The sequence below is a fragment of the Actinophytocola sediminis genome (genome assembly GCF_054779715.1).
Genome location: NZ_BAAGXS010000082.1, coordinates 68556 through 84719 on the forward strand (window position 1 = coordinate 68556; position 16164 = coordinate 84719).

At 71.1% G+C, this 16164-nt stretch carries 14 protein-coding genes; 3 read left to right on the forward strand and 11 right to left on the reverse strand.

Translation table 11 applies throughout. The features are described 5' to 3' along the window. The first annotated feature begins 8 nt into the window (after positions 1 to 8). Entirely contained in the window at positions 9 to 653 is a 645-nt protein-coding gene (locus ACYVIP_RS38425) for a type II toxin-antitoxin system HicB family antitoxin (RefSeq protein WP_460405646.1), read from the forward strand. Here ACYVIP_RS38425 and ACYVIP_RS38430 read toward each other — a convergent pair. The 3 genes from ACYVIP_RS38430 to ACYVIP_RS38440 all read right to left on the reverse strand — a co-directional run bounded on the left by ACYVIP_RS38430 (position 592) and on the right by ACYVIP_RS38440 (position 2799). Next, on the reverse strand, positions 592 to 1710 hold the full coding sequence (locus tag ACYVIP_RS38430) for a HigA family addiction module antitoxin (protein WP_460405648.1): 1119 nt from the start codon (positions 1708 to 1710) through the stop codon (positions 592 to 594). The genes ACYVIP_RS38425 and ACYVIP_RS38430 overlap by 62 nt on opposite strands. An 11-nt stretch (positions 1711 to 1721) precedes the next feature. Then, a complete protein-coding gene (locus ACYVIP_RS38435) occupies positions 1722 to 2018 on the reverse strand; it encodes a type II toxin-antitoxin system RelE/ParE family toxin (RefSeq protein ID WP_460405650.1) in 297 nt (98 codons plus the stop codon). Between the two features lie 136 nt (positions 2019 to 2154). Beyond that, positions 2155 to 2799, reverse strand: a complete 645-nt coding sequence (locus ACYVIP_RS38440; protein WP_460405652.1) for a TetR/AcrR family transcriptional regulator — start codon at positions 2797 to 2799, stop codon at positions 2155 to 2157. A gap of 105 nt (positions 2800 to 2904) precedes the next feature. Here ACYVIP_RS38440 and abc-f point away from each other — a divergent pair, with 105 nt between their 5' ends. Beyond that, positions 2905 to 4506 carry a ribosomal protection-like ABC-F family protein gene (gene abc-f, locus ACYVIP_RS38445; protein ID WP_460405654.1) on the forward strand — a complete coding sequence of 534 codons (1602 nt, stop codon included), beginning with the start codon at positions 2905 to 2907 and terminating at the stop codon, positions 4504 to 4506. A gap of 5 nt (positions 4507 to 4511) precedes the next feature. Here abc-f and ACYVIP_RS38450 read toward each other — a convergent pair whose 3' ends face one another. The 8 genes from ACYVIP_RS38450 to ACYVIP_RS38485 form a co-directional block, all read right to left on the reverse strand. Continuing rightward, positions 4512 to 5453 (reverse strand): sigma-70 family RNA polymerase sigma factor, encoded by a 942-nt coding sequence (locus tag ACYVIP_RS38450; protein ID WP_460405656.1) that lies wholly within the window; start codon positions 5451 to 5453, stop codon positions 4512 to 4514. Positions 5454 to 5463: 10 nt separating this feature from the next. Next, on the reverse strand, positions 5464 to 6654 hold the full coding sequence (locus tag ACYVIP_RS38455; RefSeq protein WP_460405658.1) for an NAD(P)/FAD-dependent oxidoreductase: 1191 nt from the start codon (positions 6652 to 6654) through the stop codon (positions 5464 to 5466). Positions 6655 to 6733: 79 nt separating this feature from the next. Further along, positions 6734 to 8758: a prolyl oligopeptidase family serine peptidase gene (locus tag ACYVIP_RS38460; RefSeq protein WP_460405660.1), complete on the reverse strand. Its 2025-nt coding sequence runs from the start codon at positions 8756 to 8758 to the stop codon at positions 6734 to 6736. A gap of 18 nt (positions 8759 to 8776) precedes the next feature. Continuing rightward, entirely contained in the window at positions 8777 to 9574 is a 798-nt protein-coding gene (locus tag ACYVIP_RS38465; protein WP_460405662.1) for a class I SAM-dependent methyltransferase, read from the reverse strand. Between the two features lie 2 nt (positions 9575 to 9576). Continuing rightward, on the reverse strand, positions 9577 to 10518 hold the full coding sequence (locus tag ACYVIP_RS38470; RefSeq protein WP_460405665.1) for a lysylphosphatidylglycerol synthase domain-containing protein: 942 nt from the start codon (positions 10516 to 10518) through the stop codon (positions 9577 to 9579). Further along, positions 10515 to 11615 carry a glycosyltransferase family 4 protein gene (locus tag ACYVIP_RS38475; RefSeq protein WP_460405667.1) on the reverse strand — a complete coding sequence of 367 codons (1101 nt, stop codon included), beginning with the start codon at positions 11613 to 11615 and terminating at the stop codon, positions 10515 to 10517. The genes ACYVIP_RS38470 and ACYVIP_RS38475 overlap by 4 nt, the downstream gene beginning before the upstream one ends. Before the next feature lie 8 nt (positions 11616 to 11623). Next, on the reverse strand, positions 11624 to 14023 hold the full coding sequence (locus tag ACYVIP_RS38480; protein ID WP_460405669.1) for a YfhO family protein: 2400 nt from the start codon (positions 14021 to 14023) through the stop codon (positions 11624 to 11626). A gap of 116 nt (positions 14024 to 14139) precedes the next feature. Next, positions 14140 to 15126 carry a lysylphosphatidylglycerol synthase domain-containing protein gene (locus tag ACYVIP_RS38485; RefSeq protein ID WP_460405671.1) on the reverse strand — a complete coding sequence of 329 codons (987 nt, stop codon included), beginning with the start codon at positions 15124 to 15126 and terminating at the stop codon, positions 14140 to 14142. A gap of 200 nt (positions 15127 to 15326) precedes the next feature. On the opposite strand from ACYVIP_RS38485, the gene ACYVIP_RS38490 reads away from it, so the two are divergent. Then, positions 15327 to 16127, forward strand: a complete 801-nt coding sequence (locus tag ACYVIP_RS38490; protein WP_460405673.1) for a class I SAM-dependent methyltransferase — start codon at positions 15327 to 15329, stop codon at positions 16125 to 16127. Positions 16128 to 16164 lie beyond the last annotated feature (37 nt).

Genomic DNA, 16164 nt, shown 5'->3' on the forward strand with positions numbered 1-16164 from the left:
TCACGGACTTGACGTACTTTGAGTGGCTGCCCATGTCCGCTGTTCACTACGACAGCTACGCCGAAGCGCGCTCACATCTGACGGACCTGCTGGACGCTGCCGAGAAGGGGCGAGTGGCCACCGTTCGACGTGACTCCGCGATATCGGCTGTGGTTGATGTCAAGCGGCTGCGCGACTTGCTCGCATCGATCGTCCCCTCGCGCGCCCAGGTCGTGCCAGAGGCCGGTGGCTGGTCGGTGTTCATTCCGGGGCTCCCGGTGGCCGCGGACGGCGCGTCGTTCGCCGAGGCGGTCGACGAGATGGTCGACGCCCTGCGAGCGTACGTCCAGGAATGGCAGGAGCGGCTGCTGGACGCGCCGAACTATCGGGACAACTGGGGATTGGTGCACCTGATCAGTTCGGTGATGACGGGCAACTGCGTGACTGGCTTGTCGGTACCGCGCGGTGACTTCCTGGCCGCGACCAACCCGCAGGGATCACGAGATGTTCGGCCAGACCGAAGACTGATCTCGTGTGCCGGTGTCGATGAGGGCGAGGTGGCCGCCCTGAGCAAGGACGAGGCGCTGGCGAAACTGCAACGCTCAGGTTGGGTCAGCGTGGTGGCCGGCCCCGCCCGGCGTCGTCGAGTCGAATTTCGGGGTTCCATGTCCTGAGGTACGAGGTCGCGGTGGGGGCGTTCTTGGCCAGCGCGCTGTGCCACGGCAGTGCGCCCTCGCGCTGGAGCCGGCCAACGACTACGACGGGGTGCACTCCTCGATCTCTGGCGACGGCGTTGACCCATTGCGCGCCGATCCGCGAAGTCGGCTCGGGAAGCGGCTGGTCGAACACCCATCCGGACGCGAGTTCATCCGCCATGTCCTCATCGCCCAGGGTGTGGTCATCCTCATCGATGAGAGGTCTTCCGTCCCTGGTGACGTCGCCACGAACAACGTGCGCGATTTCGTGCAACAGGGTGAACAGCACCTTGTCGAGACGCTGGCCTCGTCCCGACAGCGCGATGGCCGGACCAGTCTCGTCCTGGTAGGACGCACCGGAGATCCTACTGGACGGGAATGCTTCTACGAACACGAGCCGAACGCCGACAGCGTCGAACCGTTCCGGAAAATCTGTGAATCCGCTCGGGTCACGAACGAGACGACTCAGCTGCTTCGCGAGTATTTCGAGCTTCCGTCGAGAATAGGCTTGAGTGGGTGCCGTGGATGCCGCCTTCCGAACGCAGGCAAACCAGCCGTTTTGGGTCGGTGTCAGGGGTTCGTTCCCATTGGTGCGCCGGGCTGCGAGTTGCCATCGGGGTGGCGCGTCGAGATTGTCGATCTCCATCAGGTGCATGAGCTGCTTTGCCTGGTCGGCGACGTTAGTGGTGTTGATGACTCCGCGCTTGCGCAGCACTGCCATTGGGGCCAGCGCGTTGAGTTTGGCACGGGTTTTGACCTCGTCGAGGATTTCTTGGGTTTCCGGGTCCTGCTGCTGCTTTCGCAGAAAATAGGAGTCCTGCAGGTTGAGCCAGAACTCGGTACTGGTCCCGAGCGCCGCGCCGATCTGGGCGGCAGATTCCCGGGTGATCTCCTTCTTGCCGTTAATGATCTCAGAGACGAACTGGGTTGGACGCCCAAGAATCTCGGCGAACTCAACCTGAGTCCAACCCCGAGCTTCCAGCTCGTCGGCGAGGTGTTCCCCGACGGGAAATACCTCGGCGAGTACGGTGTCCATGAGCGGTTCCCTTAGTGGTAGTCAACGAGTTCGATGATCACCGCGATGCGGTCGCCATCGGTCTTGAAGGTCGCGATCAACCGAAACTGGTCGTTCAGGCGCATCGAGTGTTGGCCCGCGCGGTCGCCCCGTAGTTTCTCCAAACGAAGCCCGCGAAGTGCGTACAAGTCACGCTCGTCCTGCGCGGCGAGGATGAGTTGGATCGTCTTCCGGTACGCCTTGACGACATCGCGTCCCCATCTCCTCGGTGCAAAATCGGCGTCCTCGGTCAGCCGACGCAGTTCCTCGTCACCGTACTCGACTCGCAACTCGCCTTCACCCCATCACCTTTGGGCTGAAGGCCCAAAATAGATGCGGAGCGTACCTCGTCGTCGAGGCATTGACTGAGGCTGGTCGACTCAGTCGAGCATAGCATCATTCACCCAACGGGTGAAGTGACGAATACTACTGCTGATGGGATGGTTCTTGCTGGTCAGCTGTCGATCGGGTGAACACTCCGGCGGTCGCGGCGGCCACGGTGGCGGCCGCGGACCGGGTCGCGATGTGGTCGGTCAGTGGCTCGTTGGTGATGAACAGCCGGTGGTACAGCGGCGCGACCACCGCGCGGACCACCTCCGCCGCGTCCGTGCCGGCGGCCACCTCGCCGCGGGCGACGGCTCTGGTCACGATGATCTCCGCGCGCTCGTGCCGGTCCGCGTAGAACGCCCGCAGCGCCCGCGCCGCCCGGGTGGACTGGAACGACGCCGCGACGATCGCGGTGGCCGCCGCGCCCTCGGCCTGGTCGGCGAACGAGCGCACCACCTCCTCGGCCAGTGCCCGGCAGTCGCCGGCGAACGAGCCGGTGTCCGGTGGGCGCCACTTGTCGTCGCCGGCGAGGTCGAGGGCGTCCACGATCAGTTCGTCGACCCCGCCCCAGCGGCGGTAGACCGTCGTCCGGTGCACTCCGGAGCGTTCGGCGACGCCTTCCACGGTCAGGCCGCGGTAGCCGTGCGCGGCGAGTTCGGCCAGCGTCGCGTCCCGGACCGCCGCGCGGGTGCGGGCGGTGCGGCCGCCGGGGCGGGAACTCGGTTGCGTCGTCGGCGTGGGCATGGCATCATCCTAATGCAACATCAGTCGCATTAGGGAGCGCGGGAGACATGGACTTCTGAGACAACCCCCCGGTTCGTTCTTTCTGGGCTTGTCTTGGAGGTTGGTTTGTCCACCCAGTTGTCCCTGCACGCGGTGCGTAAGTCCTACGGTGAGCGGTTGCTCCTCGACGACGTGACGCTCGCCGTCCGTCCCGGCGAACGTGTCGGCATCGTCGGCGAGAACGGTGCCGGCAAGTCGACGCTGCTGCGCCTGATCGCCGGGCGGGAGCGGCCGGACGACGGTGAGCTGGTGGTCACCGCGTCGAGCATCGGTTATCTCTCGCAGACGCCCGAGCTGCCCGGATCGTCCACTGTGGACGACGTGATCGACGGCGCGCTGGCCGATCTCCGCGCCATGGAACGGCGAATGCGGTCTCTTGAGTCCACGATGGACTCTCCGGCGGCCATGCGGGAGTACGGCGACCTGCTGACCGCGTTCGAACTGCGCGACGGCTACCAGGCCGACGCCAGAGTGGACCGGGCCACGCACGCCCTCGGCCTCGGCGCGATCGACCGCACCCGCCTGCTCGGCACGCTGTCCGGCGGCGAGCAGGCCCGCCTCGGCCTGGCCTGCCTGCTGGCCGCGGCCCCCGAGGTGATGCTGCTGGACGAGCCGACCAACCACCTGGACGCCACCGCGCTGACCTGGCTCGAGGACCACCTTCGCGCGCACAAGGGCACCATCGTCACGGTCTCCCACGATCGGGTGTTCCTCGAACGGGTCGCCACGACCATCGTCGAGGTGGATGGCGACCGCCGGACCGTCGCCCGCTACGGCGACGGCTACCCCGGCTACCTCGCCGCCAAGGCCGCCGCGCGCCGCCGCTGGGAGCTGGCCTACCAGCGCTGGTGCGCGGAGATCGACGAGCTCACCGAGTTCGCCGCCACCACCGCGCACCGCGTGGCCCCCGGCCGGGTGATGAAGGACCGCAACAAGGTGGCCTACGACCGCGACGCCGGCCGGGTGCAGAGCTCGGTGGCCAGCCGGGTACGCAACGCCCAGGAGCGCCTGCGCAGACTGCGCGACGCCCCCGTCCCCCAACCGCCGGACCCGCTGCGCTTCGCCGCCCGCATCACCGCGGGCGAGGCGCCCGACCAGGTCGTCGCACTGTCCGGGGTCCGCGTCGGCGACCGCCTCGAGGTCGGCGAGCTTGCCGTCGGCGGCCGGCAACGGCTGCTGGTCCACGGCCCGAACGGCGCCGGCAAGACCACGCTGCTGCGCGTGCTGGCCGGCGCGATCGACCCCGATGAGGGCACCGTCGCCCACCGGGGGCGCATCGGCTATCTCGCCCAGGAGATCCCGACCGACCACCCGCGCCGTTCCCTGCTGGCGGCCTTCGCCGACGGGCGCGCCGGCCTGCCGGTCGACCACGCGACCCAACTGCTGTCACTCGGCCTGTTCCGGGCGGCTGACCTGCGCGTACCGGTCGGCGCGCTGTCCGCTGGGCAGCGCCGCCGGCTCGGCCTTGCCCGGCTGGTGACCGCGCCGGTGGACCTGCTGCTGCTCGACGAGCCGTCCAACCACCTGTCGCTCGCGCTCGTGGAGGAGCTGGAACAGGCCATCGACGAGTTCCCCGGCGCGCTGGTGGTCGTCTCCCACGACCGGGCGTTACGTCGGCGCTTCCAGGGCACCCAGCTGGCGCTCGCCGACGGTCGCCTGGTCGGGTGATCCGGTCACCACAGTGCGCGTAGCGGGGCCTCGTGCTCGCGCCGACGCCAGGTTTCGGTGAAGCGGCCGAGCCTGCGCCGGTCGGCCATGCCGCACACGGCCGCGATCCGGTCGCCGCGGACCTCGAGCACCACCAGGCCGACGACCTGGTCGTCGACCGTGGCGATCGCCGCGGGGGAGCCGTTGACCACGGCGGCGTGCAGCATGGGTGAGCCGCCCGCCAGCCTGCGCTTCGCCTCGTTCGGCTTGAAGCCGGCGCGCACCACCGTGGCGACCTGCTCGGGCAGGGTGTACCGCAGCAGCTTCCTGGCCAACCCGGCGCCGTCGGTGATCGCGGTCGCGTCGTCGGTCAGCAACGCCACCAGCCGTTCCGTGCGGCCGGAGGCGGCGGCGTCCACGAACGCCTGGACGATGTCGCGCGCGGCGGCGTCGGTGACCTCGGTGCCGTTGACGGTGCGCTCGGCGGTGACGTGCCGCCGGGCCCGGTGGGCGTGCTGTTGGCTCGCGGCCTCGGTGATGTCGAGGAGCTCGGCGATCTCGGCGTGGGGGTAGGAGAACGCCTCCCGCAGCACGTAGACCGCCCGCTCGATCGGCGGGAGCCGCTCCATCAGCAACAGCACCGCCAACGTCACCGACTCGCGCTGCTCGACGGCGTCGGCCGGGCCGAGCATCGGGTCGCCGTCGAGCAACGGCTCGGGCAGCCAGTCGCCGGCCGCGCGTTCGCGCCGCCTGGCCGCCGACCGGAGCCGGTCAAGGGACAGGTTGGTGACGACCTTGGTCAGCCAGGCGTCGGGGGTCTGGATGCGCGCCCGGTCGGCGGCCTGCCAACGCAGGAACGTGTCCTGCACCGCGTCCTCGGCGTCGGCGGCCGAGCCGAGCAGCCGGTACGCCAACGAGGCCAACCGGTTCCGGTTGGCCTCGAAGTGCTCCACGGTGGCCGTGTCCATGCAGGCGACTCTAGGCGCCGACCGGCTCGACGGGGCGGTCAGCCGTGACGGCCAACCGGCGCCTGCTGGCCGGCAGTCCGTAGGTCGGGTGGCGCATGTTCCACGCGGCGCCGCTGAGCACGAACGCCTTGACCCGCGCCGCCGTCCGGCCGCGCAGCGACCAGGCCCTGGACCGCGCGTCGCCGTCGACCGCCTGGAAGATCGCGTCCCTGCTGCCCAGGCTGATGCAGTTGCCGAGGTAGGCCAGCGGGGACTTGGCGACCTTGCGCCCGGTCAGCTCCCCGATGATCGCGGCCGTCGCCCGCATCCTGGTGAACCCCGCCGACGCGCAGGACATCGGCAGCGGCTGGCCGTTCTCGCCGATGGCGTGGACGCTGTCGCCCGCGGCGTAGACCTCCGGGTGGGAGACCGACCGCATCCGCTCGTCGACGGTGATCCGGCCGTCGTCCTCGACCCGCAGACCGCCGGCGGCCGCGATCGGGTGCACGACGAATCCGGCCGCCCACAGGGTCGCGTCGGCGACGAAGCGGGTGCCGTCCTGCGCGACGGCCCCGGTCGCCTCGACGCGGTCGATGGTGGTGTGCTCGTGGACCGTGATGCCGAACCGGTCGAAGGCGCGCAGCAGGTGCCGGCGGGCCTTCTGCCCGAGCCAGCCGCCGACCTCGCCGGTGGTGGCCAGGGTGACCCGCAGCCCCGGCCAGCACTCGGCGATCTCGGTCGCGGCCTCGATCGCGGTCAGGTTCCCGCCGACGACCAGCACCGACCCGTGCTCACCGAGCTCGTCCAGCCGCCCGCGCAGGCGCTGGGCGGCCGACCGGCCGGCGATGTGGAAGGCGTGCTCGTCGACGCCGGGCACGCTGTGGTCGGCGGTGGTGCTGCCCAGCGAGTACAGCAGCGTGTCGTACTCGAGGAGGTCGGTGCCCTCGCCGTCGGTCACGGTGACCGTGCGGTGGTCGGCGTCGACCGCGATGACGTGTGCCACGCGTAGCCGGATGCCGGTGCCCGCGAACATCGTCGCCAGCTCGTGGCGGCGAAGCTCGCGGCCCGCGGCGAGCTGGTGCAGGCGCATCCGCTCGACGAAGTCCGGTTCGGCGTTGACGACGGTGATCTCGACGTCGTCGGGGTGGAGGTTGCGGGCGAGGTAGCCGGCGGCCGATGCGCCGGCGTATCCGGCTCCGAGGACGATAATGCGGTGCCCCATGTTCCTGCTCCTGTCTGTTCGTTCGCGCTCTGAACGAGACAGGTCCTGGATTCCTGACAGGGCCCGGCTATGGCGTGGATCACGACGAGGCGGGATCGCTGACCGTCTCCTGCAGGAACTCGAACACCAGGCCCCACTTGAACGCGGCCTGCTCGTTGTCCGCCGCCCCGCCGTGGCCGCCCTCGATGTTCTCGTAGTACCGCACGTCGTAGCCCAGCTCGCGCATCCGCGCCACCAGCTTGCGCGCGTGCCCGGGATGCACCCGGTCGTCCCGGGTGGAGGTCAGCACGAACGTCGGCGGGTAGGGCCGGTCGGGCGCGACGTTCTGGTACGGCGAGTACTCCCGGAGGAACTCCCAGTCCGCCGGCTCGTCCGGGTCGCCGTACTCGGCCATCCAGGACGCCCCGGCCAGCAGCAGGTGGTACCGCCGCATGTCCAGCAACGGCACCTGACACACGATCGCGCCGAACAGCTCGGGGTACCTGGTCAGCATCACGCCCATCAGCAGCCCGCCGTTGGATCCGCCCTGGATCGCCAGCCGCGCCGGCGTGGTCACCCCGGTGGTCACCAGATCCCTGGCCACGGCGGCGAAGTCCTCGTACACCCGCAGCCGCTGCGACCGCATCACCGACTGGTGCCAGTTCGGCCCGTACTCGCCGCCGCCCCGGATGTTGGCCACCACGTAGGTGCCGCCGCGCGCCAGCCAGCCGCGCCCGATCGTGCCGCTGTAGCTCGGCGTGAGGGACACCTCGAAGCCGCCGTAGCCGTAGAGCAGCGTCGGCCCGGTCGCGCCAGGGCGGCCGACTACGAAGTACGGCACGCGGGTGCCGTCGTCGGACACCGCGAACTGTTGACGCACCTCGATGCCGGTCGCCGGGAAGAACGCCGGCGCGCGCTTGAGCACCTCGAGCTCGCCGCCGATCTCACCGCGGTACAGCGTCGCCGGCTGGGTGAAGCCGCTGGCGTTGAGCAGGTACTCGTCGTCCTCGTCGGGGTTGGTGTCCAGCACGTCGGCCGAGCCGACCTCGGGCACCCCGGCCAGCGGCGCCCGCGTCCACCCGGCCGGCCCGGGGGTGAGCACCTCGAACCGGCTCTTCACGTCGTACAACGTCGCCACGATCAGGTGATTGCGGGTCCACGCGTGGTAGGCGAGCGAGGTGTGCTCGTCCGGCGCGAACAACACCTCCAGGTCCCGCCCGCCGGCGAGGAAGTCGTCGAACCGCGCGGCCAGCAGCGCGCCCGCCGGATAGGTCCGCTCGCCGACCGTCCACGGCGACCGGGTGTCGATCAGCAGCCACTCCCGGTGGGCCGCGATCTCCGCGTCGTCCGGCACCTCGATGCGCACCAGCCCCGACGCCGTGCGCAGGAACTGCTCGCTGCGGTAGAAGTCGAGGTTGCGGTAGACGAAGTCGCGTTCGAAGCCGGCCGTCGGATCGTGGTACGCGCCGGCCGAGACGTCGTCCGGCTTGCCCTCGAACACCGTCGTCGCCTCGGCCAGCGGGGTGCCCCGGTGCCATTCCCTGGCGATCCGCGGATAGCCGGACGCGGTCAGCGAGCCGTCGCCGAAGTCGGTGCCGACGAAGATCCGGTCCTCGTCGATCCAGCTGACCCGGCTCTTGGCCTCCGGTAACGAGAACCCGTCGTCCACAAAGGACAACGAGGTGAGGTCGAACTCCCGCACCACGGCCGCGTCCGCCCCGCCGCGGGACAGCTCGACCAGCGCCCGCCGGTATCCCGGCCGCAGCACCGCCGCCCCCTGCCACACCCAGCTCTCGTCCTCGGCGCTCGCGAGCGCGTCCACGTCGAGCACGATCTCCCACTCCGGCTCGGCGCCGCGGTAGGACTCGAAGCTCGTGCGCCGCCACTGGCCGCGCGGGTGGGCGGCGTCCTGCCAGAAGTTGTACAGGTACTCCCCCCGGCGACGCGGGTACGGGATGCGGTCGTCGGCGTCGAGCACCTCGCGGACCTCGTCGCGCAGGGCGGCGAAGCGCGGTGCGCCGGTCAGCTCGGCGATGGTCTCGGCGTTGCGCTCCCGGACCCAGTCCAGGGCGGTGTCGCCGGTGACCTCCTCCAGCCAGCGGTAGGGATCCTGCTCATCGGTCATGTACTCGAGTCTGCCCGATCAGACCCGGTCGAAGGCCAGCCGGATGAAGGTGTAGTCGAGCCGGGTCCGATTCCAGTACACCGGCCGCTCGATGTGCTCCAGGTTCAGCTCGCCCCGCAGCCGCAGCCCGTGCTTGGTCGCGAGCCAGACGAAGTCCCGGATGTCGTCGGGGGAGAAGATGTGCACCGGCTGGCCGTAGGCGGTGACCCCGGTGGTGTCCGGCGGGTCCATGTCGTAGTCGGTGGCCACGATCAGCAGCCCGCCCGGCCGGATGATCCGCGCGCACTCGGCCGCGAACGGTTCCAGCTCGACCCCGTGCTCGATGACGCTCATGCAGGTCACCGCGTCGAACCGGCCGTCGGGGAAGTCGGTGTTGGTGATGTCGCCGTAACGGAACACCACCCCGGAGCGCCGCACCTGGGAGCCGAACTCCAGGTTGATGCCGACCAGGTCGGTCAGCCCGTAGAGCCGTAACCAGGGCAGGATCGAGGAGTACCTGGCCGCGCCCGCGTCCAGCACCGCGGCCTCCCGGCCGACCGTGCGCAGCACCGTACCGATCGCGCCGAGCGCGTCCCAGTTCTTCGGGATGTCCCGGTGCAGCGGCAGCTTGAGCCGTTTGCACTCGGCGACCGCCGCCTGCCAGGACGCGGAGTCGCGCAGCAGATCGGTGTCCGGCATCGGCGGGGGCACCGGACGTGGCTCGCCCGAACCCGCCTCGATCCGCCGCCGCAGCGCCACTCTGGTCCACAGGACCCGCTCGGCGACGCGCCTGGCGACGGCGAGCGCGATCCCGCCCGGTGGAGCGGCCTGGGTCATGGTCAGGTCCCTTCGTCCGCGGCGGCCCGGGTACGCAGCGTGGACCGGTCGGCCCGGCACACCGGAACGGTGGCGGCGGCCAGGGCGAAGTCCAGCATGGTGAGCATTATCCGGGAGATCAGGGCCACGGCGAGCGACTCGCCGTGCCCGAGTACCGACCCGAACGCCAGCACCAGCGTGACCTCGCGAATCCCGGCACCGGCCGGCGCGGGGACGAACAGCAGACCGAGGCAGAACGCCAGGGTCAGGCCGCCGACCGCCAGCGGGAACGACGTGCCGGGCGGTGCGCCGAAGCCGATCATCAGCAGCCAGCAGTGCAGCCCGAGCAGCAGCCAGCCGACGGTGTACCAGCCGGCCGCGGTGAGCAGGCCGCGATAGCTCGGCCACCGGTCCAGCGGCGTGCGGTGCAGCAGCCGCAGCACCCGGTCCAGCACCGGGCCGACCACCCTGGGGTGCAGGAACAACACGCCGGCCAGCACGACCAGCACCACCCACCAGTACCGCCGCAGCACCCCGTCGGCGGCCGGCAGCATGATGACCGCGGTGGCCGCGCCGGTGCTCAGCGCGAGCAGCAGGCCCAGCACGCTGCCGGTGACCGTCACCTTTCTGGACACCGCGTGGTCGCGGGCGAGCTCGGCCTGGGCGAGGAACGACCACACCGAGCCGGGCAGGTACTTGCCGAGCTGCCCGAGCAGGAACACCCTGGCCGCGCCGCGCACCGGCAGCCGCCCGCCGAGATCGGCCAGCATGGCGCGCCAGCCGAGCCCGGTGGCCAGGATGCTCGCCGCCGCGGGCACCGCGGCGGCCACCACCAGACCCCAGGACAGCCGGCCGAGCGCGGCCAGCAGCTCGTCCCAGCGGGCGATCACGAAGACCGCCCCGAACGCGAGTACCGCGACGAGGAATCCGACCCGGACCCACTGAGCGGGTCCGGGTCGGGTCACCGGGCGTCCTCGGCGAATGACGTCAGCGCTTTGAGGTAGCGGTTCCACTGGGGCTCCGCGTCTGGTCGGCGGACGGCGGCCCGCAGCCGTAGCGCGGTGTTCCCGGCGTAGAACTCGCGCAGCGTCGCCGCCAGCGAATCCACGTCGTCGGGCACCGCGAGCAGGCCGTCGACTCCGTCCTGGACATCGTCGGGCAGCGTACCTATATCGCTGGCGATCACCGGGACGCCGTGCTCGAAGGCCAGGAACGTGTTGACCGACGCGGTGACCGACCGGTAGGGCAGCACGAGCGCGTCCACACCGCGAAACAACGCCGGCACGTTGTCCGCGTCGACGTAGCCGGGCCGCAGGTCGACCCGGTCGGCCAGCCCGAGCTCGTCGACCAGGCCCTCCACGACCGAGGCCATGTCGCCCCAGAACTCGCCCGCCACGGTGAGCCGCACGTCCGGCGGGCCGTCGACCAGCGCGCGCAGCAGCACGTCGAGCCCCTTGTACGGGCGGATCAGGCCGAAGAACAGCAGCTTGCGGTAGAGCGTCGGGTCGCGGTAGCGGTTGCGCGACGGTGCGACCACCAGCGGCGCCAGCTGTTCGACGGCCACCGGCGCCTCGGTCAGCGAGGTGGCCAGCTCGGCCTGGGCGTTGGAGTGCGTCATCACGCCGTCGACCTTGGCCAGCAGGCCCCGGATCAGCCGCAGGTCGGCCGGGCTGCGCTCGTGCGGCAGCACGTTGTGGCACTGGGTGACCACCCGGGCGTGGCGGCCGGTGCCCAGGCCGGCGAGCACGCCGCGGTAGGCGGGCATCTGCACCGGGCTCGCCACGACCAGCACGACCAGGTCGTGGTCGCGGACCCGGCGCCCGCAGGCGAACCAGGAGTCGGGCCGGCGCCAGGACAGCCGCCGGTGGGTGTCGGGGAAGATCGGCAGCTCCGGCTTGTCGACGGTCAGCCGCCCCGGGTACAGCCGGGCCGGGTACTGGTGCGACCAGGACTCCAGCCGCACGTCGTGTCCCGCTGAGCTCAGTTGGTGGGCGAGTTCGGTGGTGTACTGGGAGATTCCACCCTTGAACGGGTGTGTGGGGCCGATGACGGCAATCCGCATGGCAGCCTCTAGTCCCTGGTTTCGGGTTCGACATCGGTATGGGTCGATGCGTACTGCCTCCTGCGCGCCAACCGCTCGACGATGAGCAGCACGAACAGGGACGCCCCGGTCGCGGCGGACAGCCACGTGCCGGTGCTGTGGTAGGGCGTGGTGTAGGTGAGTCGGACGGTGTGCCTTCCGGTGTCGACGGGGACGGCGACCAGCGCGTGGTCGGCCGCGAGCAGTTCGGCGGGCGCGCCGTCGACGCTGGCCTGCCAGCCGGTGCGCAGCGCGTCGGCGACGACCAGGTAGCCGGCGCCCTCGGCGGCCACGGTCACCTCGATGGCCTCGGTTCCGTCCTCGACGACCTCGACCACGGCGGCGGCCCCGCTCGACGCGCCGGCCGGGCGGTCGAGCAGCACCTGGTCGGGACCGAGGTAACCGCGCGCGAGCAGCGCCAACCGGCGGTCGGTCGCCGGCTCGACCACCGCCGTGCCGGCCCACCGGATGCGCGCCAACGCGTGTTCCCGCTCGTAGACGACCGCCGGTTCGGCCAGCACCACCGGCGTCGCCGGCGCGTCGATGACGGGGGACGCCGTCGAGGCGACGAAGTAGCGGACCGCGAGCCGGTCCAGGATCGGGCTGGTGACGATCGGCGCGCGCGGGACGAGCGAGGGCAGCGTCGGCGGATCCCGGAACTGCCGGCCGGGCAACGCCTCGACCAGCTCGCCCATCCGCCGGTCGGCGAACCCGTGCCCGGTCAGGCCGCGCAGCCGGTGCAGCGAGCTCTCCCCCGGCAGCAGGGTGTCGACGGGGGAGGCGTACCGGTCGTGGCCGAGACGCGCGGCGAGGAACTCGTGCACCGGGGTCCTCGGGTAGAAGGTGTCCCGGTCCGCGTGCGCCCAGTACGGTCCGGCGAACAGCAGTGCCTGGGCCGCGACCAGCAGCGGGATCCCGGCCAGCGCGACCGGCCGGCGACCCCACCAGGCCAGCGCGAGCAGGCCGCCGGCCACGGCCAGGAACGCCAGGCCGACGAGCACGTCGACCGCGGTGACCGCCGGCCACGCGGCGAGCACCACCACGAGGCCACCCAGCCCGGCCGTGACCCACACCGCCGGGCCCCACACCCGGTTGACCGCCCGGTGCCGGCGCAGCACCGCCTCGAAGCCGACGGCCGCCAACACCGCCACCAGCAACCCCAGCACCGACCGCAGCCGGCCGACGAAGTTGTCCGCGAACAGCACCGGCAGCCGCTGGGCGATGGCCAGCGGTAGACCACCGGCGTACGTCAGGACCACCGCCACCCCGGTCGCGGCGACCAGGAACAGCCACACCCCGCCCGGCAGCAGCGCCCGCCCGGCGGCGACCCCGGCCACCGCCAGCAGCACGGTCGCCGCGCCGACGTAGGACAACGCCTCGACGATGTTGGTGCCCGCGAAGGCCGAGCCGAGCGCGTCCGGCGCGATCGCGGTGATCAGCGCCCGGAACGGCAGATGGTCGGCCGGGGTCTGTTCGCGACCCCAGACGTAGGCCTGCGACATGAAGTGGGCGAAGGGCAGCAGCTGGAAGGCCGCCAGCCCGACCCCGCCAGCGACCGCGGCGACCCCACCGGCGGCCACCCCGGCCAGCCGCCGCCCCCGGTGCAGCACGCCGAGCCGCACCACGAAGTAGACCCCCGCCGCGAGCAGCGCGTACCCGGTGACCGCGGGGAACCCGCCGAGCAGCATCGCCCCTGTCGCCAGGGCGACCAGCACGCCGTCGACCGGCCGCCGCCGGGTCACCAGCCGTTCGACCGCCCAGAACAGCACCGGCACGAACGCGGCCGTCCGGGTCTGCGGCCAACCGGTCCAGGCCAGCAGGAACGCGCTCGTGGTGAACGCCAGCCCGCCGACGAGCGCGGCCGGCCGGCCCAGACCGAGCCGCCGGGCGAACAGGAACGTGCCGCCGACCGAGACCGCGATCTCCGCGACCTTGACCCACGCCGGCGCGAGCCAGGCCGGCAGCACCCAGTAGGGCAGGGTCAACGGGTTGAAGACCGCGTTGTTCGGCACCGCGCCCAGCGGCACACCGCCGAGCACATACGGGTTCCACGCGCCGCCGGAGCCGTTCACAACCAGGTCGACGAGCAGAACGGTCTGCGGGATCACTCCGTCGGCGACGTCCTGGAGGAACCGGTTGTCCGGCACCACCCCGGCCAGCACGGTCTCCGCGTACGGCGACCAGTTCGCGAGCAGGTCGGTCGGCGCGAACACGCCCCGGCCGACCAGCGGCCACCCGATCCCGACCACGGTGAACGCGCCGACGGCGCCCAACAGGCACAACGAAAGTAGCCGCGCCGTGGGTCTGTCGCCCTCGGCGGGCCCGTCGGGCTCATGGGTCGAGACGGCGCCGGGCAGGTGGCGAGCCTCGTCCTCCAGCACTCTGCTCATGTGAACCTCTCCACAGGCAGGAGCGACAGAGTAGCGCAGACGTTATGGCGTCGTTATCGAGGTATACGCACAGGGGTATCCGCGTCTCACACTCCGTAGTGGACGCTCGTGGCCGATCAGGATTCGGTGGCGGGTACCCCCTGGTCAGCGGCCTTCTTGGCCACTCGGCGGCCGATCACGTACTGCGTTCCCGCCATCGTCAAATCAACCAGCGTTAGTAACGCTCGGGACAACAGCGCGAGCAGCAGCGCCGCCGGCGCGGGCACCACGGTCGACATCACCAGCGTCAGTCCGGCCTCGCGCACCCCGGCCCCGGCCGGCAGGCCGATGGCCAGCTGGCCGATCGAGTAGGCCAGCGCGTAGCCGCCGATCGCCACCGGCAGCGCGGCCAGCGGTGACGCGCCGAGGCCGATCAGCAGGATCCACGCGTGCAGGCCGAGCAGCATCCAGGTGCCGAACTGGAAACCGGCGGTGGTGCCAAGGCCACGCCAGGACGGCGGCTTGGGCAGCGGCTCGCGGCGCAGCACTTTCATCGCGATGCCGAGACACCGGGTGAGCACGGCCGGATGCAGCACCGACAGCAGCACCGGCAGCACGAGCAGCACCCACCAGTACCTGGCGATCGCGTCCGGCACGGCGAAGGGCAGCATCACCACGGCCAGGGTCAACCCGCTGGTCACCGCGACCGCGATGGACACGATGCCGACCATGAGGATGGACCGCTTCGGCACGTTGTGCTGCTGGGACAGCTCCATCTGGGTGAGGATCGACCACACGCTGCCCGGCACGTACTTGCCGAGCTGGCTGAGGAAGAAGATCCGCGCCGCCGCCCGCCACGGCAGCCGCGAGCCGACGTCGGCCAGCAGCGAGCGCCACGCGCCCAGCGAGGTCAGCAGCGCGATCAGGCCGGGCACGAAGGCGACCGGGATGGCCCACGGCTCGGTCTCCCGCAGCGCTTCGAGCAGGCCGTCGCGGTTGGCCACGATCGCCGTGACGGCGAACGTGAGGAGCAGGACCAGCATGACCCGCCGGAACCAGACCCGTTTGCGCGACACCGGTGCCGGCGTCGCGGTGACCGCCACCTCCGGGGTCTGCTCACTCACCGTCGACATGCCCACCGTTCTTCGGTCCTCGCGGATGCTCCCACCGACCTGTCATCGACGCGAGCGTAGCGACGCGCCGGTGGGTGTCCGTCGTCGACACGGTCAATCCCCTTGACACGGGGTGCGCGGCGGGTGACGGGACGCCAGTACCATCCTGGCCGTGGCTTTCCGCCAGCTCTGAGCAGAGAGGACCAGCCGACGTGGCCGAGCGCGAAATGCAGCTTGCCTACTCCGACCTTCAGCCGGAGATGCATGCGGAGTCCGGGCGGCGCAAGAAGGCCCAGAAGATCATCCGGGTGCTCGAGCACTACCTCGGGCGCACCGACCTCAAGGACCTGGTCGTCCTCGACCTCGGCTGCTCCACCGGGTTCATCACCGACGAGCTGGCCAAGGCCGGCGGTCAGGTGGTCGGCGTGGACATCGACGAGCCGGGGCTGGTCGCCGCCAGCAAGCGGTTCGGCAGCGGCGTGGCCTTCCTGTGCACCGACGGCAGCGGGCTGCCGTTCCCGGACGACTCGGTCGACGTGGTCGTGTTCAACCAGATCTACGAGCACGTGGTCGACCCGGACGCGGTGATGGATGAGATCCGCCGCGTCCTGTCGCCAACCGGCGTGGCCTACCTCGGGCTCGGCAACCGGATGCAGGTCATCGAGCCGCACTACGGGCTGCCGCTGCTGTCCTGGCTGCCCTACGGCGTGGCCGACCGCTACATGAAGCTCGCCGGCAAGGGCGAGCGGTACTACGAGCGGTTCCGCACCCGCCCCGGACTCAAGAAGCTCTGCCACGACCTGCACATCTGGGACTACACCTACACGGTGCTCGGCGAGCCGGAGCGCTTCGCCGCCGACGACATGGTGCCCGCGCGGCTGGCCAGCGCGCCGCCGGCGCTGTGGAAGGCGCTCTCGCCGATCATCCCGACCTACCTGTGGCTCGGCTCGAAGACCGGCCCCGCGCCGGCGGGCGGCCCGACCCGCCTCGCACCGACAAAGGTCGATCTCTGACCCCTTGGTCCCGTTGTCGACCGAGTGCCCTGAATGC

What these genes read in the sequence shown, in the direction of transcription:
- ACYVIP_RS38430 (WP_460405648.1), bottom strand. Translation starts at nt 1,710, where the DNA reads ATGGACACCGTACTCGCCGAGGTATTTCCCGTCGGGGAACACCTCGCC.
- ACYVIP_RS38440 (WP_460405652.1), bottom strand. Translation starts at nt 2,799, where the DNA reads ATGCCCACGCCGACGACGCAACCGAGTTCCCGCCCCGGCGGCCGCACC.
- ACYVIP_RS38450 (WP_460405656.1), bottom strand. Translation starts at nt 5,453, where the DNA reads ATGGACACGGCCACCGTGGAGCACTTCGAGGCCAACCGGAACCGGTTG.
- ACYVIP_RS38455 (WP_460405658.1), bottom strand. Translation starts at nt 6,654, where the DNA reads ATGGGGCACCGCATTATCGTCCTCGGAGCCGGATACGCCGGCGCATCG.
- ACYVIP_RS38460 (WP_460405660.1), bottom strand. Translation starts at nt 8,758, where the DNA reads ATGACCGATGAGCAGGATCCCTACCGCTGGCTGGAGGAGGTCACCGGC.
- ACYVIP_RS38465 (WP_460405662.1), bottom strand. Translation starts at nt 9,574, where the DNA reads ATGACCCAGGCCGCTCCACCGGGCGGGATCGCGCTCGCCGTCGCCAGG.
- ACYVIP_RS38475 (WP_460405667.1), bottom strand. Translation starts at nt 11,615, where the DNA reads ATGCGGATTGCCGTCATCGGCCCCACACACCCGTTCAAGGGTGGAATC.
- ACYVIP_RS38480 (WP_460405669.1), bottom strand. Translation starts at nt 14,023, where the DNA reads ATGAGCAGAGTGCTGGAGGACGAGGCTCGCCACCTGCCCGGCGCCGTC.